Here is a 24,372-nt window from a genome sequence, read left to right as displayed (position 1 = left end):
GATAGAATAAATCTGCCTACTGAAAATCACATAATGAAAAAAGCCTCGGTAACAAGGCTTTGAGTTTTATGATTGTTTCTTAGGTACGGAATACACTTCAATGTGTTGTCCTAGTACCTTGATGTCGACTGGTAGATTATCTGATTTATCGCCATCAACATCCGACTCTAATTCGATATCAGAAGAAATTTTAATAGTACGTGCCTTTATATATTCAATATTTTCATTCTCTACAAGATCTCCTTTTAACAAATCCGGAATCAAAGATAATTTAGAGAATATAGAAGCATCTTTCAAAATTAGAATATTTGCATATCCATCCTTGTTTTCTTCAAAGATTTTTTTATCTGCAAAATAATTTGTTAGAAGTACTAAAACATGACTTGCTTCCCCAAGGTAATTTCCATTTTCGGTTTCAACTTTAATGTTAAAGACTTGATCTGTCATGACAGACTTCATGGTATTAACTGCATAAGCCAAGATACCAAATTTCGTTTTATCTTCAATTTCAACATTATGAATGGCTTCAGGGAGAGACCCGATACTAAAGATATATCCAAAATAGTGACCATTTGCTTTTCCGATATCAATCTTATCAGTTAAATTGAAATCTAGTTCTTCAATAGCTCCGTCAATATCTTGATTGATTTCTAAAAGTTTTGTAATCAGGTTACCAGTACCACCTGGTATAATTCCCAGTTTAGGAATATAGTCCCTTTCAGCAATCCCTGAAATAACTTCATTGACTGTACCATCTCCACCAAAAACTAGAATTGATTCATATCTTTCTCTAGCAGCTTCTTCTGCGAAATTTGTAGCATCTTTGGCTTTTTGAGTAATTTTAGTTTCCACATCATCAAAATACTCTCTTGCTTTATTCTCCAGCTTCTCTTTGTAATCTAAAGCTTTTTCTCCTCCAGAAGTTGGATTGATAATTAGCATTATTTTTTTCACTCTGTATTTTCTCCTTAAAATTGAAATAGAAAGGTTATTCTCGATGAAAATCAAGGCGTAAACTAGGGAACTAGCTGTAGACTACTCACGACACTGTTTTGAGTCTGTATATTAGCCTGACGTGGTTTAAAAAGATTTTCTAAGAGTATTAACCTGATGACACATGATATTTGCGTATATTGCTATTATACAATGAAATGTTAAAAAATAGAAATAAATTGCTTTTAATATCGGTTTTTATCTCATATTAAAAAATGATCTATTTTTTACTAGTAGGTTGTTCTTAATCATCCAAATTAGTCTCTCTCCTCCACACGATGGAATATAGTTTGTAGATATTATTGCTATTTTCTAGTTCCGGATAAAGATAAAACTCACTTGAAAGAATATTTTCCCCATATATAAGTCAGTCTTTGTCTGACTAGCTACTAGCAGATAGACGAGTTAATGTTTAGTGTCTATTTATGAAAATAAAAATACTTCAAAAGTCAGTTCAGCTAAGGATGAAAAAACTCAATTTTTAAGAGAATATGAAATGATACTCAATCAAAATCAAATAGCAAACTAAAAATCTAGCCACAGCTTGCTTAAAGCAGAACTTTGAGGTTACAGATCAAACTAACGCGGTCAGCTCAAGACACTGTTTTGAATTTGTAGATTAGACTGACATGGTTTGAAGAAATTTTTAAGAGAATATAAATTATCTAGTATTACAATAAAAGGCATATTATCAAGTGTTTTTGACACCTGATAACATGCACTTTTCTGATTTTAAAGATTTTTCTCCAACTTTATTATCATTTAAGATAAGATGCTTCCATCATGTTTTGCATCATCATCAACAAACTGTTCTTTTACCAAATCCTTGATATCACTTTTGATACTTTTAGTATCTATAATAGAATCTTCACCGAGTTGGTGAAATGTCGCTTTATCTCTAATAGTATATTCTTGTTCATCGTCATATTTTTTGGTTATCAATCGAATCATCTTTCGTCTTAAAGATTTTTCCCCTTTGATGTTTCCTCTTTCTTTTATCCATGCCACTGCTAAAATGACCAGCATTAGACAACCGACATAACCTAAAAGAGGATACATAATGGAGACTAATTCTTTAAATCCCATAAAAGATAAACCATATCCTATAGCGACCGTAGCAATTAGAATAGGGTAAAAGCGCTTAGGTTTGTTTGAAGAGAAACGTTTTGCCAAGGCATAAAATAAACTGAAAGCTGTATTAAAAATGAGTCCAAAAATAATTAGAGCATACAGCAAAGAAAATAAAGGATGAATCTGCTCCGCAATTGTTAACATAGGAATATCAACAGTTGAAACAAGTTTTATATTGGCGTATAAAATACCAGTTGCTACGGTAATAATCAAACTAACTACAAGTCCACCTAAGAGACCACTTTTTTCCGCAACACCAATTCTCATGACAGAACCTCCTAAGACAAATGCCATGGATACACCAGTCATAACAGTTAGTGCGAAATAATTTAGTAAAGAAACCCAGACATTGGGCATCGGAGAAGAAAGTGTAGCTGTGATTGCTTCTAACTCTTCAAAATCAAAACTTTTCCCTACGAACGTATGGACTGCCATAATGATAATCATGACAAAGACCAAAGGAGTAAATATCCCAAGAACGCTGGTAATCTTTTCAAAATTAAGAAAACTGACAATAATGACCAAGATAGCACAAATCAATCCTCCCAACCAAAATGGCAAGCCAAATTGTTGGTTAAGATTTGAACCAGCTCCTGCAATCATAACAAAACCAATTACAAAGCAGGAAACAATTAAAGCAAAATCAAGAATCTTATTAGTAATAGGCCCGGCAATTTGGGAAAGAACTTCAAAATGATCATTTGAACGGAAATAGCTTCCTAAGGTAATGATAATTTTACCAAAAATAACACTTATGATTCCAAGAACAATCGTTCCAATGATACCCCATTTACCAAAACTAACAAAGTATTGCATTAAATCTTGGCCTGAAGATAGTCCAGCACCAATAACAACGCCTACATAAGCCAATGCTATATTTAAAATACGTTTTAACACTATTTTCTCCTAACCGTTATCACTACAATCAATGACTGTCTATTTAGTATACTATTTTCTTATATTATTGTCAAAAATATAAGAATTAGAACCTCGTACATAGAAATATTTCTGCACGATATAGCAAGATAACACAAGGACTAGTCAGCTACTAATTAAAATTCTATGGTAATCAGTTGTTTGCTGCTCTTACGCCAGACAAATATCACAAAGATAGCAAGACATTAGACATCCACACAACATTCAACCGATACATTCCAGATGATGACGGTACTAAGACTTTTGCAAGCTTTCGAACTACCCACTTAACTAAAAGAGAAATTGAGATACTAGACAAAATGATTGAACTGAACCAGCTCAGTGAAAATACTGACCCAAATTGGTACAAGAGCACTCGTATATTCGTCACAAACACTGGTAAGCCAATCCATAGTTCAATTCTAAGCAAGTCTCTCCAGCGAGCAAATGAACGCCTTAAAAAACCAATTCCCAAACATCTATCACCTCACATCTTCAGACATACCACTATTAGCATTTTAGCTGAAAATAAAATTCCGCTAAAAACAATCATGGATAGGGTTGGACATTCTGATTCTGATGTTACTACTTCCATCTATACCCACGTCACGAAGAACATGAAAGATGAAGCAATCAATGTGCTGGACAAAGTGATGAAAAAGATTTTTTAAAAAGTTTTGCCCCTTTTTTGCCCCCTGAACAGAAAAATAGCCCTTCGGATAAAATCCGAGGGGCTAGAAACGTTGTTAAATCAATGATTATTTCTTAAGGTTGTAGAATGATTTCAATCCACGGTATTCAGCTACTTCACCAAGTTGGTCTTCGATGCGAAGCAATTGGTTGTATTTAGCGATACGGTCTGTACGTGAAAGTGAACCAGTCTTGATTTGTCCTGCGTTAGTTGCAACTGCGATGTCAGCGATTGTTGAATCTTCAGTTTCACCTGAACGGTGTGATACAACGGCAGTGTAACCAGCTTCTTTCGCCATTTCGATAGCGTCGAATGTTTCAGTAAGAGTACCGATTTGGTTAACTTTGATAAGGATTGAGTTAGCAGCACCTTCTGCAATACCTTTTTCAAGGTAAGAAGTGTTTGTTACGAAGAAGTCGTCACCAACCAATTGAACTTTACCACCAAGACGTTCAGTAAGAGCTTTCCAACCGTCCCAGTCATTTTCATCCATACCATCTTCGATAGTGATGATTGGGTATTTGTTTACCAATTCTTCAAGGTAGTCGATTTGTTCTGCAGCAGTACGTACAGCTGCTCCTTCACCTTCAAATTTAGTGTAGTCGTAAACTTTACGTTCTTTATCGTAGAATTCTGATGAAGCACAGTCAAATCCGATAAATACGTCTTTACCAGGAACATATCCAGCAGCTTCGATAGCAGCAAGGATAGTTTCAACTCCGTCTTCAGTTCCTTCAAAACGAGGAGCGAATCCACCTTCGTCACCTACGGCTGTTTCCAAACCACGAGATTTAAGGATTTTCTTAAGAGCATGGAAGATTTCAGCACCCCAACGAAGAGCTTCTTTAAATGATGGCGCACCAGCAGGTACGATCATGAATTCTTGGAAAGCGATTGGAGCGTCAGAGTGAGAACCACCGTTGATGATATTCATCATTGGAGTTGGAAGAACTTTAGTGTTGAATCCACCTAGGTAGCTGTAAAGTGGGATTTCAAGGTAGTCAGCAGCAGCACGAGCTACAGCGATAGACACACCAAGGATTGCGTTTGCACCCAATTTACCTTTGTTAGGAGTACCGTCAAGAGCGATCATAGCACGGTCGATAGCTTGTTGATCACGTACATCGTAGCCAATGATAGCTTCAGCAATGATGTTGTTTACGTTGTCAACAGCTTTTTGTGTACCAAGACCACCGTAACGAGATTTGTCACCGTCGCGAAGTTCAACTGCTTCGTGTTCACCAGTAGAAGCTCCTGATGGAACCATACCACGTCCGAAAGCACCTGATTCAGTGTAAACTTCTACTTCAAGTGTTGGGTTACCGCGTGAGTCTAGGACTTCGCGAGCGTAAACATCAGTAATAATTGACATTTTTTACTCTCCTTATGAGTTAAATTTTTTACACCTCTATAATACCTTAAAAACCCACCTTTTTCAAGAAAAAACGTTATCTTTGTGCAAATTTTCCTTAACTTTATAAAGTAATCGCTTTCTTTTGTCTGTTTTATTCTAACTTTTATGATATACTGTTTTCATGACAGATTTATCAAAACAATTACTTGAAAAAGCTCATGGTGGGCCAAAATTAAATCCGGATGAGCAAAGACGCTATCTTGGTACCTTTGAGGAAAGAGTTCTTGGATATGCAGATATTGACACAGCAAATAGCCCTCAGCTAGAAAAAGGTTTTTTATCTATTTTAGAAAATCTTCAAGAAAAAGCAGAGCCACTATTTGTGAAGATTTCACCAACTATCGAATTTGACAAACAAGTTTTCTACTTAAAAGAAGCAAAAGAAACTGATAGCCAAGCTACCATAGTATCTGAAGAGCACACTTCTTCTCCTTTTGGACTGATTATCCATACCGATACACCAGTACAAGTAGAAGAAAAGGACCTTCGACTTGCTTTTGCAAAACTTTGGGAAGTTCAAAAGGAAGAACCAGTCAAAACATCCTTCTGGAAGAAATGGTTTGGCTAAATCTTGTGCATATTTAATAAGTGCCCAATATTGGCAGCCGTGCGCTCCAGATAGAGACTGGCATTTTTCAAACTCTCTTCTAAAGATTCACTTTTCTCCAAAATTGAAAAGGCAGCTTGAATATTTTCAAATGGTAGGGAAGGTAAATCTTCAGCAAGACTACCACAAATAGCAATGACAGGAACTCCGACAGGGGTTCTTTTTGCTACGCCTATCGGCGCTTTCCCAGCAAAGCTTTGACTGTCCAGTCTACCTTCGCCGACGATAACCAAGTCAGCATATGCAACTTTCTTATCAAAATCAATCAAATCTAAACAGGTATCAATTCCAGACACGATATTTGCCTGAGCAAAGGCACACAAACCAGCAGCAAGGCCTCCACCAGCTCCTGCTCCTTTAATTTCTAATGTTGCAGGTGAGACTTTTTCATAAAAATCTTGGATCGCTTGATCTACGACTGCAAACATAGTAGGTTGTAGGCCTTTTTGTTTGCCAAAAATGTAGGTCGCACCTTGATGACCACATAAGGGACTCACAACATCTGCTAAAATATGAATTTGCACATCTTCAGGAAGTTCATAGCGATTTTCTGTTGAAACAGAAGCTAATTTTAGTAAGGATTGACCGCATGCAGGCAAGACATTTCCATCCTTATCATAAAATCGATAACCTAAACCAGCAGCGATCCCAATTCCTCCGTCATTACTGGCCGTGCCACCAACGCCGATATAGATTTCTTTAATCCCTTGAGCAATGAGATGGCGAATCAACTCTCCGATACCACGAGTTTGGATTTGAAGTGGATTTCGTTTCTCTATCGGAATTTTTCCAAGGCCAACCAAATCAGCAACTTCAAATAGTGCCAGTTTCCCTTTTTGAAAATAGCGCATGGCTTCTTTTTGGCCAAAAGGGCCTGTCACTTGGATCCATTTTTCTTCTAGGTCAAGAGAATGTCGGATAGCATCTACAGTACCTTCTCCCCCATCACCAACAGGGCAGAGGAGATATTCTACATCTGCTATCGATTGTTGGAAACCTCTTTTAATAGCTTCAGCCACCTGTTGAGCAGACAAGCTTTCCTTAAACGAATCTGGTGCAATTACAATCTTCATATTTTCCCTCATTCTAAACAGTCAATCAAAGGTAGAACTTCTAAAAAATCCCTCTTGTCAACATGATTTGGTATTTCTTTTTTGAGTACTTCTTTTGCACAAAAGGCGATTCCTAGTCCCGCTGACTTCAACATCAATAAATCATTGGCCCCATCACCGATTGCAATCGTTCTTTCTTTAGAAAGTTTTAGTTCCTCTCTCCATTGTTCCATAGTCTCTTTTTTAACCTCGGGACTAATAATTTGTCCAACTAATTTCCCTGTTAGAAAGCCACCTTTGACTTCAAGTTGGTTGGCAGAGAAATAGGCAATTCCAAGAGATTTTGCCAATCTTTCAACTATTGGTGTAAAGCCACCGGACACCAGACCAACTAGGATACCATTCTTTTGGAGAATGGAGATGAATTCCTGGGCATTTGGCGATAGATGAATAGTGTTGAAGACTTTATCAAAAACCGAAACAGGAAGACCTTCCAAGAAGGACACTCTGTCTCGTAAACTGCTTTCAAAGTCCAACTCTCCTCGCATTGCCTGACTTGTAAGCTGCGCAATTTCCTCCTCACAAGCTGCCTCTCTTCCCAATAAATCAATCACTTCTTCTAGGATTAAGGTTCCATCCACATCCATAACACACAAACCTTTTACTTGAGACATCAGTTCTCCTCTCTAAACAGCCTAAAAATCGTATGAAGTCATCATACGATTTTATCTATTAATTAACTAAACTATGGTACAAGTCAAGGTATGACCTGCAGGCTGTATCCCATGAGAAATCACACGCCATAGCTTGTTTTTGTAGGTTTCTCCAAACATCAGGATGGTTTCTATACAAGTCCAATGCTGTTTGGAAAGTCCAATTTAACCAGTAAGGAGATAGATTGTCGAAGCTAAAGCCAGTACCGCTTCCTTCGATTGGATTGAAAGCACGAACGGTATCTCGCAAGCCACCAACTTCATGAACCAATGGCAAGGTTCCGTAACGCATCGCCATCATTTGAGACAAGCCACACGGTTCAAAACGACTTGGCATGAGGAAGAGATCACAAGCGGCGTAGATTTCTTGAGCAAGTTTGACATCAAAAGTGATATTTGCTGATAGCTTGTCTGGGTAAATCTGAGCAAACCATGAGAAAGCTCCTTCAAAGGCTGGATCGCCAGTTCCCAAAAGAACAATCTGAACATCATTTTGCAAGATATGGTGCAGACTTTCGACCACCACATCAAAACCTTTTTGACGTGTCAAACGAGAAACAATTCCCACCAGTGGAACGTCAGCTCTAACTGGCAAGCCAACTCTTTCTTGCAATTTTGCCTTATTTTTGGCTTTTCCAGACAAATCTTCCTGATTGAAATGATAGTCTAAATGAGCATCAGTCTCCGGATTATAAATATCCGTATCAATCCCATTCACGATACCAGAGACCTTGCCAGATTCCATTCGAAGAATCTGATCCAAGTTACATCCGAACTGACTGGTCATAATTTCATGAGCATAACTAGGTGAAACGGTTGAAACACGGTCAGCATAAAGAATACCAGCCTTCATCCAGTTCAGACAGTTGTTCCAGCGAAGGGTGCCATCAGCATAACGCTCAAAGCCAACTCCAAACAAATCCCATAACATTCCTTCTGAAAATTGTCCTTGGAATTCCAAATTATGAATGGTTAAAACAGTTTTAATACCTTGATAGGCTTGAATCCAACGGTATTTTTCCTTTAACAAGAACGGTATCATGGCTGTATGGTAGTCATGAACATGGAGAAGGTCAGGAATGAAGTCAATCCTTTCCATAGCCTCAATGGCAGCCAGTTGGAAGAAAGCGAAACGTTCCCCATCATCAAAATCACCGTAAACATGACCACGGAAGAAATAATATTGGCTGTCAATAAAGTAGAAGGTTACACCGTTTAAGACGGTTTTCTTAATCCCACAATACTGTCTGCGCCAACCAACACTCACCTCAAAATGAAGCACATCTTCAATCTGATTTCCAAATTTAGACTCTACCATGTCATAGTAGGGTAAAATCACTGCAACTTCATGTCCCGCTTTTACCAGTGATTTAGGAAGAGCGCCAATGACGTCTCCCAGACCACCTGTTTTTGAAAAGGGTGCACCCTCTGCTGCTACAAATAAAATTTTCATGAATGAATATCCTCTGTTACTTTGCTACCTTTCTTAACGACAACTGGATGTTCTGCAGTTCCTCGAATCACAACACCAGGCTCAACTTCAACACCCTTGTCCAAGATAGCATATTCGATCTGAGCACCTTCTCCAATAACAACACGAGGGAAGAGTAGGCTATCTTTAACCAAGCTATCCTTATGGACATGAATATTACGTGATAGAACAGAATTAGCCACTTGACCTTCAATGATACTACCAGACGCAAACTGAGAAGTGCTTACTTTAGATGTATTAGCATAATAAGTTGGTTCTTCGTTTTTGACCTTTGTATAAATCTTTTGATTTGGTGAGAAGAGAGAATAGAATTTCTGTGATTCAAGCATATCTTTATTAGCTTGGTAATAAGACTCTACAGAATGAATATTTGCAAGGTAGCCTGTATACTCGTAGGCGAAAGCTCCCTCTTTTGCAGCCAAATCCCGTAAAACATAACGCAACTTCTCTGGATGTTCTTTTTTAGCTTCTTCTTCCAAGCGTTCAATCAACCAAGGTGTATCAACGACAAAGATATCTGTAGACATATTGAACGTTTCAGCTGCTGACTTGCTATCAAAGAGTTTATGAGAACGAACATGGTCTGTTTCATCCACTTCTAAGATTGCATTTACTTCTGAAATATCTTTCTTAGCTAGTTTTTTATAAACTACAGTGATAGGCCCTTTTGTTGTACTATGTAGGTGGAAAACTTGGTTCAAATCAATGTTAATCAAAACATCACAGTTGAGTGAAACTGTTTGGTTTGACCCAGAACGTTTCAAATAAGTGAGAAGCTGCTGGTAGTACTCTTTTCCAACTGTGCTACTTTCTACACGGGTATTGTAAATTCCTAGATAGTAATGGCTAAGAAGGGTTGATAAGCCCCACTCGCGTCCTGAACGAATATGGTCAAAGACTGAGCTGATATTATCCTGCTGGAAAATACCAAAGACACTACGAACACCTGCATTAGCAAGACTAGAAAGCGGGAAGTCAATCAAACGATATTTCCCACCAAATGGCAAACTTGCTACTGGACGGTGGTCCGTCAATGTCGACATATCATGAAAACCAACTGTATTTCCTAAAATGGCAGAATATTTATCAATCTTCATCTGTTGCTACCCCCACTACTTCATTATATCCTACAACTTGTACTTCATCTGTTCCATCAATTTCGACACCGTCAGAAATAATCGCACCTTCACCAATAATGGCACGTTTAATCTTAGCTCCTTGACCAATGATAGCTCCACTCATGATAACTGAATCAACAACTTCCGCTCCTTCGCGAACTTGCGCGCCTGTTGAAAGGATAGAATGTTTAACAGTTCCATCAACGAAACATCCGTCTACAACTAATGAGTCTTCCACATCAGCATTTGCCCCGAGGAAGTTTGGTGGTGCAATCAAGTTTCTTGAGTAAATCTTCCATTGACGGTTACGACTATCCAAGGCATTCTCTGGAGAAATGTACTCCATATTCGCTTCCCAAAGTGACTCAATCGTACCAACATCTTTCCAATAACCACTAAATTCGTAAGCATAAACACTTTCACCTGACTCAAGGTAATTCGGAATGACATTTTTACCAAAGTCTGACATATCTACATTGCTCTTTTCAGCAGCGACTAACATATTACGAAGGCGTTGCCAATCAAAAATGTAGATTCCCATAGAAGCTTTTGTAGATTTAGGTTGAGCTGGTTTTTCTTCAAATTCAACAATGCGGTTATTGGCATCTGTGTTCATGATACCAAAACGGCTCGCTTCTTTAAGAGGAACGTCTAAAACTGCTACTGTCAAACTAGCATTATTGTCCTTATGAGACTGGAGCATATCATCATAGTCCATTTTGTAGATGTGATCCCCAGACAAAATCAAGACATATTCAGGATTGACACTGTCGATATAGTCGATATTTTGGTAAATAGCGTGACTAGTCCCCTCAAACCAACGATTTCCTTCACTGGCAGAATAAGGTTGGAGAATAGAAACACCAGAATTGATACCATCTAGTCCCCAGCTTGAACCATTCCCAATATGATTGTTGAGAGCAAGAGGTTGATACTGTGTAATGACCCCAACATTATGAATTCCTGAGTTGGCACAGTTTGATAGGGCAAAGTCAATGATACGGTAGCGCCCACCAAATTGCACAGCTGGTTTTGCGATGCTTTGAGTGAGTTTACCGAGACGAGTTCCTTGCCCACCAGCAAGAATCAAAGCTAACATTTCATTCTTCATTTTCTACTCCTTTTTGGTTTTTACTTGTGACGGTTTTAGTAGGTTTCAAGCGACGTTTGATTTTCCAGACACTAGCTCCCATAGCCGGTAGGGTAAAGGTCAAGGTCTGCTCATAATCTTTCCATAGTCCTTCTTGCGTTTGAACAGTTTGATTATGTTCTTTCCAAACGCCTCCCCACTCTTCCAACTCAGTATTCCATACTTCTTCGTAAATCCCTGCAACAGGTAGTCCAATTGTAAAATCTTTTCGTTCAACAGGTGCCATATTAAAGACGCAGACTAGCATGTCGCCCTTCTTACCCTTACGGATGAAGGAAAGAACACTCTGGTCTCGATTATCCGCATCAATGATTTCAATACCATCATAGCTGGTATCGATTTCCCACAGACAGCGATGATCTTTGTAAAACTGGTTTAGCTGAGAAGTGAAATACTTCATCTTAGCATTCATCGGGTCTTCTAGGTTAGACCATTCCAACTGTTCTTCGGATTTCCATTCTAGGAATTGACCGTATTCGCTACCCATGAAGAGCAATTTCTTACCAGGGTGACAAATTTGGTAAGTGTAGAGATTACGCAAGCCTGCGAATTGATTATAGCGATCTCCCCACATCTTGTGCATCATACTCTTCTTACCGTGAACCACTTCGTCATGTGAGAATGGTAAGAGATAGTTTTCATTGAAAACATACATAAAGCTGAAAGTTACCAAATTAAAGTCATACTTACGGTAAATAGGGTCTTCTTCGTAGAATCGAAGGATATCATTCATCCAGCCCATATTCCACTTGTAGTCAAATCCTAGACCACCAAGCTCTTTCATTCCCGTAATCTTGGTTGCTGACGAACTTTCTTCTGCGATCATCATCACATCTGGATGTGCTAGTTTAATGACATCATTCAAACGTTGAAGGAAATAATATCCTTCATAGTTGAGATTGCCACCATCTTTATTAGGCGTCCATGGAGCATCATCGTAGTCAAGATAGAGCATATTGCTAACGGCATCCACGCGAATACCATCTAAATGGTAAAAGTCAATCCAAAACTTAATGCTAGAAATCAAGAAGGACTGGACTTCATTTTTTCCAAGGTCAAAATTGAGAGCGCCCCAACCATAGTTATGAGCCTTATTATGGTCTTGGTACTCAAAAGTCGGTGTCCCGTCATAATAAGCTAAGGCATCATCATTAATGGTGAAATGACCAGGTACCCAGTCTACAATAACCCCAATATTGTTTAAGTGACATTCCTCAACAAAATCTTGAAACTCTTCAGGGCGACCATAGGCATGCTCTAGAGCAAAGTAACCCATAAGCTGATAGCCCCAACTCAAACCGAGTGGGTGGGACATTAAGGGCATAAATTCAATATGAGTATAGTTCATCTCAACTAGGTAAGGAATGAGTTCATCTTTCAATTGAGCAAAACTATAAGGACTTCCATCTGGATTTCTCTTCCACGATCCAGCATGAACTTCGTAGATATTGACAGGACGTTCAAAGAAAGTCCAACGTTTTCTGCGAGCTAACCAAAGCCCATCCTTCCATTTCTTTTCTGGAATCTCTGTTAAAATAGCTCCAGTACCCGGACGTGCCTCATACCGTACAGCCAAAGGATCAATCTTCATCAGCTGATGACCATTTGCACGTGTGATATGATACTTGTAAATTTGGCCTTCATGAGCAAGGCTGGTAAAGACTTCCCAGACTCCAAATTCATTTCGTTCCATCGGAATTTGATTTTCTACCCAATTCGTGAAATCCCCCACCAAGTGAACAGCCTGAGCATTGGGAGCCCACACACGAAATGTATAACCGTATTCTCCATTTAGTTCTTCCCTATGTGCTCCTAGATAATGCTGAAGGTGAAAATTTTCTCCTGTCATAAAGGTGCGCAAAGCTTCTCTTTTATCCATAATACCTCCTCTTTTCTGTAAGCGTTTTCTATGTTTTTATTATACTACCTTTTTAGAGAAGATTCAAGTGAATTACTATATTTAGTAAAAATTCTTTTGAAAATCTTCAACAAATTCACTGATGTGTCCACTTGTAAATCAATGTTTTTCAAAAAAATATGAAAACGCCTTTCTTTTCTCTACTATAATACCAAAAAGTTCGTATTTTTGCTACCAATATTATTTTTTTATAGCAAAAAATAAAACCAGGAAAACAATTTCCTGATTTTATTGTTATTAAGAGATACAGTACTGCAAATGAATTTAAATTATAAATCTATTTTATAAGACTTTAAAGACACTAGCGCTAACGCCACCAACCATGTCTTTATCAGCTAAATGGCTATTGGTCACCAATAGTTCTAAATTTCCTGCATTTTCAAATGGATAGGGTTCTGATTTAGCATTCACAACCACCAAGAGGTGTTCTTTGCCGTGAACTTCATAGATAAGGCAGCCGCTATGTTCAATCGCAGAATGCACAAAGACATGATGGTAAATTTCATCATAGCTAGAGTAAGAAAAGGCACCAGTTTTTGTCTTCAATCGGATGACTTGACGGATAAACTCAATACTGTCTTGACGCTCATTGATCAAATCCCAGTTGACTTGGTTCACACTGTCAGGAGCATTATAGCTATTCATCGCACGCTCTCTATCATCATGTGTCAACTCACCATTCTCACCAGTCGCAACGAGTTTGGTACGACCAAATTCTTGACCGATTTCCATAAAGGCCATCCCTTGCATGAGTAGGTTCATAGCTGTGGCTGTCTCAACCTTGCGCATGATTTGTTCTGAACTTTGGTCTGGATGAAGAGTTGCCAATAAATCGTGAAGATTGTAATTGTCATGGGCTTCTACATAGTTAAGCACCTGATTTGGATGTGTATAGGTTCCTAATTCACGACTTCCTAGGATTGCTTTAGCTAGAATTGGCTCTGTCGCAGCACCACTGACAAAACCTGATTTAATTGCACCGTAAACTTCTCCACCTTTGACAGCATCGCGCTGATTGTCATTAAAGAAACCAATATTTGGCATCTCGTAGGCATTGTCTTTCTTAGCCTTATCATAAGGGGCAAGGCCTGTTCCCATATCCCAACCTTCTCCATAGAGGATAATGTTAGGGTCGATTTCATCCAAGCTCTGACGAATCATCTGCATGGTCTTGACATCATGAATCCCCATCAAGTCAAAGCGGAAGCCGTCAATATTGTATTCTTGCACCCAGTATAGAAGAGAATCAATCATATACTTGCGGAACATTTCGTGTTCACTGGCTGTTTCATTTCCAACACCAGTTCCATTCTGGAAGGTACCATCTGGATTCATACGATAATAATAGTCAGGGACAGTTGTTTGGAAAGGTGCATCAACAACTGAGAAGGTATGGTTATAGACCACATCCATAATAACACCAATACCCGCATCGTGGTAAGCTTGAACCATGGTCTTCAAGTCGCGAATAACCTGAGCTGGATCCTCTGGATTAGTTGAAAAACTAGTTTCTGGTGCGTTATAGTTTTGTGGATCATAACCCCAGTTGTAGGTTACATTTCCATCCTCATCGTATTCTTTGTGACGGTCTGCAATTGGTTGCAACTGAACATAATTGTAGCCCAACTTCTTGATGTGATCAAAAGCAGTTGACTGACCGTACTGGTTAACCGTTCCAGTCTGAGCAGCACCCAAGAACGTTCCTCGAAGATGTTCATCCACACCTGAGGTCTGTGATTGGGTCAAATCACGAATATGCATTTCACAAATAACTGCCTTACATGGATTTTCCAAACGCCAAGCAGCATCAGAACCATGCTTAACCTCAAAGTTTTCAACTTGCTTTTCTGCATGACTCAAAATAGCTGAACGTTTGCCATCAGGGCTGGTCGCGATTGTATAAGGATCACGTGTCAGTGTTTCGTGATGAGGGAATTGGACTTGATACTGATAAGCCTTACCAGTCAAATCTTCCTCAACATCCAAACTCCAGACACCAATAGTATTGTCCTTATGGTTATAAGAGTAACGATTGCCTCTCTCCATATCAAAAATCTTCCAAACAGGTGCATCATTAGCAGCTGATTCATAGACTAGGACTTGCACTGCTGTCGCTGTTGGTGACCAGAGGGAAAAATGAGCCTGATTGTCCTCTACACGGCAACCCAATTCCCCTTGGTAACCCCAATGATGGTCAAAACTAGCACTGTTGATAGCCTTGTCAAAGGCAAAAGGATTTTGATTTTTATAGAAAGGACTGGCAATAGCAGGATTTTCAGAATAATAAATCCGATCATCCCCTTCCAAAATCCAGACCTCTGTTAATAGGGGATAGTGATTAAAACGGATAGCATATTCCTTACTAGTTTGGCCTGTGTGAACTACAAAATTCAAGCTTTCTAGGGGATGAACACTGGGATGTTCAAAACTAAATAAGGCGCCAAAATAATCTTCTTTGTAGGTCAGCAAATCAATTCGGTGGTCATGGCTTTTTACAAAAGAGCAAGTGTCATATTCACCATTCTTGCGATGGTAATGAATGCGCATAGGGTAGGTATACATTTTTATTTTTTCCTTTTTTTAATTTGTTTCTGTTTCACTAATAAATTCTTGACTAATTTTGTCACGACTAACAAACATAGTTATATTATCTAAACTCTGTTTTTAAACGATCATTACAGACTTTCTAGCCAAGCTTCATCTCGAACTTCGATACCAAGTTCTTGTGCTTTTTGCAGTTTACTTCCAGCATCTGCTCCTGCCACAACAAGGTCTGTCTTTTTAGAAACACTGCCTGTTACTTTTGCACCCAGACTTTCGAGTTTGCTTTTAGCTTCTGAGCGCTTGAGACGTTCCAATTTCCCAGTCAATACAACGGTCAAACCTGACAAGGCTGCATCCGCAACTACTGTCTGTCCTTTATAGTCCAGATTGACCCCAGCTTCTTTCAATTCTTTAAGGAGAATTTCAGAGCCCTCTGTCGCAAAATAAGTCTGAAGGCTCTTGGCAATCACACCACCCAGACTTTCAATACTAGCCACTTCCTCTGGATCTGCCTGAGCCAGATTTTCAATTGAATGGAAATGTTGGAGTAAGAGCTGACTGACCTTGCTTCCGACATGGCGAATTCCTAGTCCAAACAAGAGTTTTTCAGCAGAGTTTTCCTTAGATGCTTGAATAGCTTTATACAGTTTAGAAGCGGACTTTTCCTTGACCCCTTCTAAAAGGAGGAAATCCTCTTCTTGCAAACGGTAAATATCCGCCACATCCTTAACCAAATTGGCAGCAAAAAGCTTCTCAACAATAGATGGACCAAGGCCTGTAATATTCATAGCATCTCGAGAGGCAAAGTGAATCAAACCTTCCATGATTTGAGCAGGGCAACGCGGATTGATACAACGCAGGGCCACTTCATCTTCAAAGTGCAACAAATCAGAGTCACAACTTGGACAGTTTGTAGGGATATCTAGTTTCTCTTCAGCAATCCGTTTGGACTCTACTACTCGTAAAACAGCAGGGATGATGTCACCAGCCTTATAGACGATAACCGTGTCGTATTTACGGATATCTTTTTCAGCAATATAATCCACATTGTGCAGGGTCGCACGGCTAACAGTTGTTCCAGCAAGCTGAACGGGAGTCAGATTAGCAGTTGGGGTGGCAACACCTGTACGACCAACTGTCCAGTCAACTGACAAGAGTTGAGCTTCTTTTTCCTCAGCAGGAAACTTGTAGGCCACTGCCCACTTTGGAGCCTTAACGGTAAAACCAAGTTCTTCTTGACCTGCTAGGTCATTGACCTTGATCACTACTCCATCGATATCATAAGGCAGATTGTCCCGTTCCTGTCCTACTTTTTGAATAAAATCCCAGATTTCATCTATGTTTTCAGCCAAAATTCTCTTTGAATTGACCACAAAACCGAGCTGTTCTAGGTGCTTCAAAACCTTTTCTTGGCTATCACGAGTTGAAGGGCTGGCTTCTTGATAGAGAAACGTGGCAAGATTGCGCTTGGCTACTACTGCTGTATCCAACTGTCGCAGGGTGCCTGCTGCCGCATTACGAGGATTGGCAAATTCAGGCTCTCCATTTTCCTGGCGAGCTTGATTGACCTGGTCAAAAGAAGCACGTGGCATATAACATTCCCCACGAACTGTGATATCTAGTTCTTCTGGCAAGGTCAACGGAATGTCCTTAACACGCTTGAGATTTTCTGTGATATTTTCACCAATAGAACCATCTCCACGCGTTGCCCCAGCAAGCAAAATCCCCTTTTCATAAGTCAGCGAGATAGATAAGCCATCGATTTTCAGCTCACAAATATAGGTTGGATGAGCCACTTCCTTACGAACACGCGCATCAAAAGCTTCAAGCTCCTCACGTGAAAAAGCATCCTGCAAACTATAAAGAGGATACTGATGACTGTATTTTTCAAAACCATCTAAGACTTTGCCACCAACACGATGGGTCGGACTGTCTGCTAACACTTGATCTGGATAGGCAGTTTCTAACTCAACCAACTCACGGTAAAGGCGGTCATATTCACTATCTGAAACCGAGGGATTGTCGCTGGTATAGTACTCAGTCGCATAGCGATTGAGCAAGGCGACTAACTCATTCATTCTTTTATTCATAAGACCATTTTACCATAAACTAAGCCCTCCTCACAAACGAGAAGGGCGGAAAAACACTTAGATTGGAATTATTTTTAAAACTCAAGCAGCCTTATATCGATTTTTCAAAATGAGTTCGAACATAAATAAACGATATACAAGACAAGATGATAACACCACTTCCAATTATCAGGAAAGAAGAGAGATGGACACTTGGCAGGACTGTCATAAATCCTTTTGCAATAGGCATAAATAGAATAGCTAAGGTAAAAATTGTACTTAGTACTCTCCCAAGAAATTCGCTCTCCACCTTGGTTTGTACTTGAGTAAAAAAGTGAATATTAAAAATCGTCATAAACAATTCACAAACTAAATTTCCAGAAAAGGAAAGCAAATTTGGAAGTGGTAATCCCATCATAAAAACTCCGACACCTGTCAAAGCCAATAAAATCAAAAGATTATAAACATTAGCTTTAATTTTACTAGCTAGAAGAGCCCCAATGATGGAACCAATAGCCCCCATAGTTAAAATACTTGCATAGGCTCCTTCTGACCCGTAAAGCTGATTCGAAAAGGGGAGGAGAAATTCAAAAGAGGCAAAAAAGAAATTAACGCTGGAAGCTACCAGCAAAAGGAAGAAAATTTCTTGCTGATGCCAGATATAGTGTAACCCATCCTTGATATCTACAAAAATATCTCTCCCAGTAAAAGCCTTTTTCTCTTGAACTTTTGCTTCCTCTTTTGGAAGGAAAGCCACTAGAACAAAAGCAATGAAAAAAGTCAGCGAGTCTAGTAATAGCGTCATATGGAGACTTGCAAATTGTAAAACAAGGAAGGAAAGAACAGGAGAACTAACACCTACAACCTGCAAAACTAGTTCTAAGCGAGAGTTATAGATCACAATCTCATCTTTCTCCACCACTTCAGTTATAATAGCTTTATTGGCTGTACGAGAAAAGGCAAAAGCAATAGCCTGAACAATATTGGCAACAATCAAAGCGCCAATCATCCAGCTGTCATTCCTTATGAACGAAATAGCTAAACAAAGAATCCCACAAACAAGGTCTGTCACCATTAAAATCTTACGACGAGAAAAACGGTCTGAAATAACTCCGCCGAAGGGATTGACGAGAATAGATGTGACGAGCTCAGAAATCTGATACATTCCTAAAACTGTCTGTCCGATAGTTCCCATGGACGCCAACCAGACACTATTGCCATAATCATAGAGCATATTCCCTATCCTGTTAATAGCTCCACGGCTAATCAACTGTACTGCATAGCGATTCATATAAAAACTCCTCTCAAATTTTGAAACTATTGTATCAAAACCGAAAGGAGCTTTTTATTTTTTCCCTTATTTGGGAAAATTAATCTTTGACAAATTTTTCATAGTGTTCCTGGTAGTAGGCTACTTGCTCTGGAAGACCTAGTACGTCAAAAATATGCATAGCCTCTTGCATTTGGCTACAACCTTCTTTACACTGTCCTTTTTGGTATAAGGCAAAACCTTTTAAATAATGGAAAACATTACGCTCATAAAGCTTAATACCTTTACCAATAATCTTCTCTGTATAAGTCTCAAAATAGCTTGCATTATCAAAAGAAAGATGCTCTAAACAATGCTGGTAACAATTGAGGGCCAAAATCAACACTAATCTCTTATGGCGACCAATCTCTTGGTAAAATTCCTCCCTCTCCATAACTTCTCTACCAATCCGAGTGACATAGTCCACATCGTAGAAACTATAGAGGTTACCGAAAAGAATCAACTCATACATGGTCCATTCTTCCGTTTTGAAAAGATAATCTGCTACCTTATCCAAATCATCCTGCTTCATGTCATAACTCGAATCTCTTTGACAAATCAGACCTTGCAACAAAATCCAGTTCAGCTCAAAATAAAGGGGAGTCGTCGAACTCTTAGCCTTTTCAAGTTGTTCTCTTTGAAGCTTTTGAAAACCTGCAATATCATTTGAATAGTAAAGAGGCACAATTTGTCCCATCATGGCAACATGTTCATGATTATGAAAATTCCTTGCCTTATCCATGAAATTTTCGATTGTGACATGAATATTATCCAAAATCTCAAAGAAACGTGAGACTGCTAGGTCAGACTCCCCAAGCTCAAAGCGAGATAACTGAGAGGTAGAGCAGGACTCGCCTGCCGCCTCCTTTAAAGAATAATTTCCACTTGTTCGAAATTCACGAAATACTTTTCCAAGATGTTCCATCTTTACACCTGCTCTGATAATTCTTCCCATTCAAGCATAGCTTCTTCCTGACGATGGCTGATTTTGTCCAGCTCAGCCTGTAATTCCATCAATTTGTCTGCATCGTTTGTTTCCAACATTTGTTGAGAAATGGCTTGACTTTGACTTTCTAACTCTTCGATTTCAGCTTCTAGACTTTCGATTTGTCGCATGAGTTTGCGGGCTTCTTTTTGACTTTCTTTCTGGGCCTGATAATCATTGACTGGACTTACTTCATTTGCTTGATTGCTGGTTAAAGCTCCCTCTGTCAGACTTATTTCCATTTCAGCCTTTTTATCAACATAGTAGTCGTAGTCTCCAAGGTAGAGAGTCGAGCCATTCTCAGACAATTCCAAAACATGAGTTGCCACACGATTGATAAAGTAACGGTCGTGGCTGACGAATAGAAGAGTTCCATCAAAGTCAATCAAGGCATTTTCTAGCACTTCCTTGCTATCAATATCCAAGTGGTTGGTTGGCTCGTCCAGAATCAAGAAGTTGTTGTTTTCCATAGACAATTTAGCCAAAAGCAAACGTGCTTTCTCACCACCAGACAGCATGCCGACGGATTTTTTAACATCATCTCCTGAGAAAAGGAAGGCACCTAGACGGTTGCGGATTTCAACTTCTGGTGTCAATTTAAAATCATTCCAAAGTTCATCCAGTACCGTATTACTTGCTGTTAGTTTGCTTTGCGTCTGATCATAGTAGCCAACCTCAACATTAGCGCCAAATCGCTTTTGACCCTTGATAAAAGGAATCTGATCCACGATAGATTTGATAAAGGTTGACTTGCCAATGCCGTTTGGTCCAACAATAGCAACAGCATTCATCTTACGAAGGTCTAAGTTGATAGGCTCTGACAGGACTTCCCCATCATAGCCAATAGCCGCATTTTCAACAGTCAATACAACATTACCAGACGTTTTTTCAGACTGGAAGGTCATGTTGGCTGCTTTCTTGCCAGCTTCAGGCTTGTCTAAACGCTCCATTTTTTCCAGTTGTTTACGACGAGATTGGGCACGTTTGGTCGTTGAAGCTCGGACTAGATTGCGATTGACAAAGTCTTCCAGAGCAGCGATTTCCTTCTGCTGCTTTTCATAGTTTTTTGCCTCAGTAGCTAGCTTTTGCTCCTTCAACTCGACAAAACGAGAGTAATTACCCACATAGCGATCCAAAGAGTGCTTGGTCAAATCCAGCGTAATCGTCGCAACCTTATCTAAGAAATAACGGTCGTGACTAACAATAATGAGGGCACCGCTATAGTTTACCAAATAATTTTCTAGCCAGGCAATGGTTTCAATATCCAAGTGGTTGGTTGGCTCGTCCAAGACCAAGAGATTTGGCTTTTCAAGAAGCATTTTGGCTAGAGCCAAGCGAGTATTTTGACCACCCGAAAGCTCAGCAATTTTCATCTGCCACATAGATTCATCAAACTTGAATCCATTTAAAATCGCTCGTATATCAGCTTCATAGGTAAAGCCACCTGCTTGGCGAAAATTCTCAGATAAGCGGTCGTAATCTGACATCAGCTTATTCAAGTCCTCACCAGACTTTTCACCCATCTCCAGCTCCATCTGACGAAGTTGTTTCTCCGTCCGACGTAAGCCATCAAAGACATGAAGCATTTCATCATAAATGGTATTTTCAGACTCAAAGCGACTATCTTGAGCTAGGTAAGATAGAGAAATATCTTTTTTCTTATTGATTTCTCCGCTAGTTGGCTCCTCTTCTCCAACCAAAATCTTCAAAAGAGTAGACTTACCTGCACCATTTTTCCCAACAAGAGCAATCCGATCTCGTTCATCAACCTGCAGGTTGATATTATCAAAAAGAACCTCTCCTGCAAAAGAACGTTCAATTTTATTAGCTTGTAAAATAATCATACAAGTAGTATAGCATGTTTCCCTAAGGCATTCAAGACAATCGTAAGTCTTTTAGTACAATTTTTGTAACATAAAATAAATTATGTATATTTCATGTTATATTCCTTCGCTATCTTGTTGGATTTTCTAACCAGCTAATCTTGCTTCAAATAGTTATCGCACAAGTCTATTATTTAATTCTTTTCATTATATACGTACGTATAGCAAATTGAAATAAGATGAGAACAAATCGATTGGGAAAGTAAAATTAATTTCTATAAATGTTTTAGCTTTTGTTTCGTACTATTTTAGATTCAGCTACTATATATACAATATTTTCGGAGCATTCAACTTTTTAACTCTATTTATTACTAGATTTCATAATTAAAAAGCCTACTGACCAAGCTAGAAAACTTGATACAATAGGCTTTTTAAAGGCTGATTATTTAACAGCGTCTTTTTATAAAGGATATACTTCATAGCTATATAATAGAAAAAAGTTTTGATAAATAAGGATGTATACGATTAAAAACCAATTTAAAATTATAGGTAAAAATACATAAGTTTTAAACTTATGCCCCATTAATGCCCCAAATTTTATTTTTATATTTTTGGGGCATATATAGTCCCTATTCTTCAAGTAAGCACTTTTTTGAACAATAGGATTGTAATTTCTGTTTCTAATCGTTCAAAATACGTGTTTTTGCAAAATAGAAAAACGCAAGCCAAGCGGCCTGCGGTGAAAGAACATTTTAGAAAGTTTCCTTTCTATTTATTTTTTAAAATTATTTAGTCGTAATCAAGCCATCAGGCTCTACTTTGAACTCTGGCTTGTCTGCCATCGTTCCGTCTGGTTTGAGGTAGTACCAGCCTGTTCCGTCTGCGGACTGGATAAAGGCATTTGATACCATAGCACCTTCTTTACCGTCAAGATAATACCAAGTATCTTTGTACTTGACCCAGCCTGTCTTCATAGCACCTTCTGCGTCAAAGTAGTACCACTTCTCAGCGATTTTCTTCCAACCTGTGGCCATTTCGCCAGATTGGTCAAAGTAGTACCAGTTGCCATCTGAGTGCTTCTTCCATCGGTCTGCAAGCATGTAGCCTGAGCCGTCGAAGTAATACCAAGTGCCGTTAATTTTCTCAAACTTGTCTTTTGGATAAGAGCCGTCTGAGTGTACGTACCAATAGCCTGTATCATTCTTCTGCCAGCCTGCCTCAATCGTCAAGCCGTTTTCAATATCCTGCTTGAACTGTTGACGGCTAATGCCCCATTTGGCTAGATATGGATAAGGGTCAACATGGTCTGAGTTGTTGTTAGGTTGGTTATTGGTACAGTATTCATGCGTTTTGATACCTGCCAAGTCGTCTGTATCAAGCGTTTTAGGTAAACCTGCTTCATCAGCTAGATTGCGTAAGAGTTCGATATAGAGGCGGTAGTCAGCCATGAACTCTTCTTTAGTTGAATGGCTTTCAATCAATTCAACTGCTGCATAGCTTTCCGCATTCCAACCGCCTCCAACGTCCCAAGATCCGTTATTTACAGGGCCTACTTGCATGACACGACCGTTACCAACGACATGAGAAAAGAATCCAAGTTCAGGGTCCTTTCTATAGTGGTAGTCTGCCTCATTCTGAGCTGTTGAGTTGCGGTTACCTGTTGAGTGGGCATGTACTTGTCGGTAAGGTTGCACTCCGACTTGAGGCAAGCCTGTACGTAGTCTGCTTGTATCGATATCCATACCTACTCCTTCCAAGCGTCATTCATCTGTTTCACGGCTGACTCAACAAAAGTATCCAAGTCCTTGTTGGTCATACTGATGTTATATTTGGTCAGCTCTGCACGGATTTTAGCACGAGCCTGTGCCAGTTTTTCATCTCCCTTGTAGCCAGTTTCAGCAGCTACCTGCTCAACGGCATTTACTGCGTTCTTGGCTAGGATTTCAGCGATAATCACCGCTTTCTCTCCGCCTTTACGCAAAAGGTAGTCTTTCACTGCCTTTACAATACTGCCTATTGCTACTGCCAAAAAGCCTGTCGCAAAGGCAATGATGAGTTCGTTAAATTGTGTCATGTGTTGTTTCCTTTCTTATTCATAGTAGAATGTGATATCACGGTGAATAAAGCCCGTTGTGACTCCTACACGTTTGAAGTTTTCGATTGTTTCGCTACTTAGATGAAAAATGTATGAACTTTCAGAGATATGCGGCGAATTTGTCGTGATTAACGGGAATTCACTAGCACCTATTCTTACTTTTGTTATTTTCTTATCTCCAAGAGTTGTGTTTATATCTCTATTAGATACCCAAATACGATAATCTTCATAAAAAGAGAGAGACACATCTTTTATGGTAACACTTTTCAAACCCTCCCACACCAACCTATCGCCAATATAGCGCTTGACAATCTCCTGATTGCCTAACATGATTCTTACTCTATCTCTCATAG

Annotated in this window: 19 protein-coding genes; 2 read left to right on the top strand and 17 right to left on the bottom strand. The window is 39.2% G+C overall.

Translation table 11 applies throughout. The annotated features are described in order from the left end of the window. Positions 1-66 precede the first annotated feature (66 nt). Complete coding sequence (locus HT696_RS01640) at positions 67-954, bottom strand: diacylglycerol kinase family protein (RefSeq protein WP_050253051.1); 888 nt, start codon at positions 952-954, stop codon at positions 67-69. An 801-nt stretch (positions 955-1,755) separates the two neighbouring features. After that, on the bottom strand, positions 1,756-3,021 hold the full coding sequence (locus tag HT696_RS01635) for a hypothetical protein (RefSeq protein ID WP_173282894.1): 1,266 nt from the start codon (positions 3,019-3,021) through the stop codon (positions 1,756-1,758). 176 nt (positions 3,022-3,197) lie between these two features. Between HT696_RS01635 and HT696_RS01630 the strand changes: the two genes are divergently transcribed. After that, entirely contained in the window at positions 3,198-3,710 is a 513-nt protein-coding gene (locus HT696_RS01630) for a tyrosine-type recombinase/integrase (protein WP_345789484.1), read from the top strand. A gap of 87 nt (positions 3,711-3,797) precedes the next feature. On the opposite strand, the gene eno is transcribed toward HT696_RS01630, so the two are convergent. Then, positions 3,798-5,102 carry a surface-displayed alpha-enolase gene (eno, locus tag HT696_RS01625; protein ID WP_000022821.1) on the bottom strand — a complete coding sequence of 435 codons (1,305 nt, stop codon included), beginning with the start codon at positions 5,100-5,102 and terminating at the stop codon, positions 3,798-3,800. 163 nt (positions 5,103-5,265) lie between these two features. On the opposite strand from eno, the gene HT696_RS01620 reads away from it, so the two are divergent. Then, a complete protein-coding gene (locus HT696_RS01620) occupies positions 5,266-5,712 on the top strand; it encodes a DUF1694 domain-containing protein (protein WP_173217858.1) in 447 nt (148 codons plus the stop codon). Here HT696_RS01620 and HT696_RS01615 read toward each other — a convergent pair. From HT696_RS01615 to HT696_RS01550, 14 genes are all read right to left on the bottom strand, one after another. Further along, complete coding sequence (locus HT696_RS01615; RefSeq protein ID WP_173217856.1) at positions 5,709-6,824, bottom strand: glycerate kinase; 1,116 nt, start codon at positions 6,822-6,824, stop codon at positions 5,709-5,711. The two genes, HT696_RS01620 and HT696_RS01615, sit on opposite strands and share 4 nt — an antisense overlap. 8 nt (positions 6,825-6,832) lie before the next feature. Beyond that, complete coding sequence (gene serB / locus HT696_RS01610; protein ID WP_023936809.1) at positions 6,833-7,477, bottom strand: phosphoserine phosphatase SerB; 645 nt, start codon at positions 7,475-7,477, stop codon at positions 6,833-6,835. 58 nt (positions 7,478-7,535) lie between these two features. Further along, a complete protein-coding gene (gene glgA, locus HT696_RS01605) occupies positions 7,536-8,969 on the bottom strand; it encodes a glycogen synthase GlgA (RefSeq protein ID WP_023936811.1) in 1,434 nt (477 codons plus the stop codon). Further along, complete coding sequence (gene glgD / locus HT696_RS01600; RefSeq protein WP_173217850.1) at positions 8,966-10,105, bottom strand: glucose-1-phosphate adenylyltransferase subunit GlgD; 1,140 nt, start codon at positions 10,103-10,105, stop codon at positions 8,966-8,968. Before glgD ends, glgA begins: the two co-directional genes overlap by 4 nt. Continuing rightward, positions 10,095-11,237, bottom strand: coding sequence for a glucose-1-phosphate adenylyltransferase (locus tag HT696_RS01595; RefSeq protein WP_173282893.1), 1,143 nt, complete (start codon positions 11,235-11,237; stop codon positions 10,095-10,097). Before HT696_RS01595 ends, glgD begins: the two co-directional genes overlap by 11 nt. Then, entirely contained in the window at positions 11,227-13,155 is a 1,929-nt protein-coding gene (glgB, locus tag HT696_RS01590) for a 1,4-alpha-glucan branching protein GlgB (protein WP_173282892.1), read from the bottom strand. Before glgB ends, HT696_RS01595 begins: the two co-directional genes overlap by 11 nt. Positions 13,156-13,476: 321 nt before the next feature. After that, positions 13,477-15,756: a type I pullulanase gene (gene pulA / locus HT696_RS01585; protein ID WP_173282891.1), complete on the bottom strand. Its 2,280-nt coding sequence runs from the start codon at positions 15,754-15,756 to the stop codon at positions 13,477-13,479. A 113-nt stretch (positions 15,757-15,869) separates the two neighbouring features. Beyond that, on the bottom strand, positions 15,870-17,828 hold the full coding sequence (gene ligA / locus HT696_RS01580; RefSeq protein WP_173282890.1) for an NAD-dependent DNA ligase LigA: 1,959 nt from the start codon (positions 17,826-17,828) through the stop codon (positions 15,870-15,872). Positions 17,829-17,919: 91 nt separating this feature from the next. Continuing rightward, positions 17,920-19,098, bottom strand: a complete 1,179-nt coding sequence (locus HT696_RS01575; protein ID WP_173282889.1) for an MFS transporter — start codon at positions 19,096-19,098, stop codon at positions 17,920-17,922. 79 nt (positions 19,099-19,177) lie between these two features. Continuing rightward, complete coding sequence (locus HT696_RS01570) at positions 19,178-20,041, bottom strand: MutR family transcriptional regulator (RefSeq protein WP_173282910.1); 864 nt, start codon at positions 20,039-20,041, stop codon at positions 19,178-19,180. A 2-nt stretch (positions 20,042-20,043) separates the two neighbouring features. Next, positions 20,044-21,945: an ABC-F family ATP-binding cassette domain-containing protein gene (locus tag HT696_RS01565; protein WP_173282888.1), complete on the bottom strand. Its 1,902-nt coding sequence runs from the start codon at positions 21,943-21,945 to the stop codon at positions 20,044-20,046. 764 nt (positions 21,946-22,709) lie between these two features. Then, the gene (locus tag HT696_RS01560; protein ID WP_173283189.1) at positions 22,710-23,666 is read right to left on the bottom strand and encodes an N-acetylmuramoyl-L-alanine amidase family protein; all 957 of its coding nucleotides are present in this window, start codon (positions 23,664-23,666) and stop codon (positions 22,710-22,712) included. Between the two features lie 2 nt (positions 23,667-23,668). Then, positions 23,669-23,998, bottom strand: a complete 330-nt coding sequence (locus HT696_RS01555; RefSeq protein ID WP_173283186.1) for a phage holin — start codon at positions 23,996-23,998, stop codon at positions 23,669-23,671. A gap of 15 nt (positions 23,999-24,013) precedes the next feature. Then, positions 24,014-24,370 (bottom strand): hypothetical protein, encoded by a 357-nt coding sequence (locus tag HT696_RS01550; RefSeq protein ID WP_173283184.1) that lies wholly within the window; start codon positions 24,368-24,370, stop codon positions 24,014-24,016. Between the last annotated feature and the right edge of the window lie 2 nt (positions 24,371-24,372).

Source organism: Streptococcus sp. 9903 (genome assembly GCF_013276625.1).
Lineage (GTDB): Bacteria > Bacillota > Bacilli > Lactobacillales > Streptococcaceae > Streptococcus.
Note: the sequence above shows the minus strand (reverse complement) of the source record. Positions and strands in the feature narration are given on the sequence as shown.

Excerpts from the sequence above, each read along its gene's own strand:
- eno (WP_000022821.1), bottom strand. The coding sequence starts at position 5,102 with ATGTCAATTATTACTGATGTTTACGCTCGCGAAGTCCTAGACTCACGC.
- HT696_RS01620 (WP_173217858.1), top strand. The coding sequence starts at position 5,266 with ATGACAGATTTATCAAAACAATTACTTGAAAAAGCTCATGGTGGGCCA.
- HT696_RS01615 (WP_173217856.1), bottom strand. The coding sequence starts at position 6,824 with ATGAAGATTGTAATTGCACCAGATTCGTTTAAGGAAAGCTTGTCTGCT.
- serB (WP_023936809.1), bottom strand. The coding sequence starts at position 7,477 with ATGTCTCAAGTAAAAGGTTTGTGTGTTATGGATGTGGATGGAACCTTA.
- glgA (WP_023936811.1), bottom strand. The coding sequence starts at position 8,969 with ATGAAAATTTTATTTGTAGCAGCAGAGGGTGCACCCTTTTCAAAAACA.
- glgD (WP_173217850.1), bottom strand. The coding sequence starts at position 10,105 with ATGAAGATTGATAAATATTCTGCCATTTTAGGAAATACAGTTGGTTTT.
- HT696_RS01595 (WP_173282893.1), bottom strand. The coding sequence starts at position 11,237 with ATGAAGAATGAAATGTTAGCTTTGATTCTTGCTGGTGGGCAAGGAACT.
- glgB (WP_173282892.1), bottom strand. The coding sequence starts at position 13,155 with ATGGATAAAAGAGAAGCTTTGCGCACCTTTATGACAGGAGAAAATTTT.
- pulA (WP_173282891.1), bottom strand. The coding sequence starts at position 15,756 with ATGTATACCTACCCTATGCGCATTCATTACCATCGCAAGAATGGTGAA.
- ligA (WP_173282890.1), bottom strand. The coding sequence starts at position 17,828 with ATGAATAAAAGAATGAATGAGTTAGTCGCCTTGCTCAATCGCTATGCG.
- HT696_RS01575 (WP_173282889.1), bottom strand. The coding sequence starts at position 19,098 with ATGAATCGCTATGCAGTACAGTTGATTAGCCGTGGAGCTATTAACAGG.
- HT696_RS01570 (WP_173282910.1), bottom strand. The coding sequence starts at position 20,041 with ATGGAACATCTTGGAAAAGTATTTCGTGAATTTCGAACAAGTGGAAAT.
- HT696_RS01565 (WP_173282888.1), bottom strand. The coding sequence starts at position 21,945 with ATGATTATTTTACAAGCTAATAAAATTGAACGTTCTTTTGCAGGAGAG.
- HT696_RS01560 (WP_173283189.1), bottom strand. The coding sequence starts at position 23,666 with ATGGATATCGATACAAGCAGACTACGTACAGGCTTGCCTCAAGTCGGA.
- HT696_RS01555 (WP_173283186.1), bottom strand. The coding sequence starts at position 23,998 with ATGACACAATTTAACGAACTCATCATTGCCTTTGCGACAGGCTTTTTG.
- HT696_RS01550 (WP_173283184.1), bottom strand. The coding sequence starts at position 24,370 with ATGAGAGATAGAGTAAGAATCATGTTAGGCAATCAGGAGATTGTCAAG.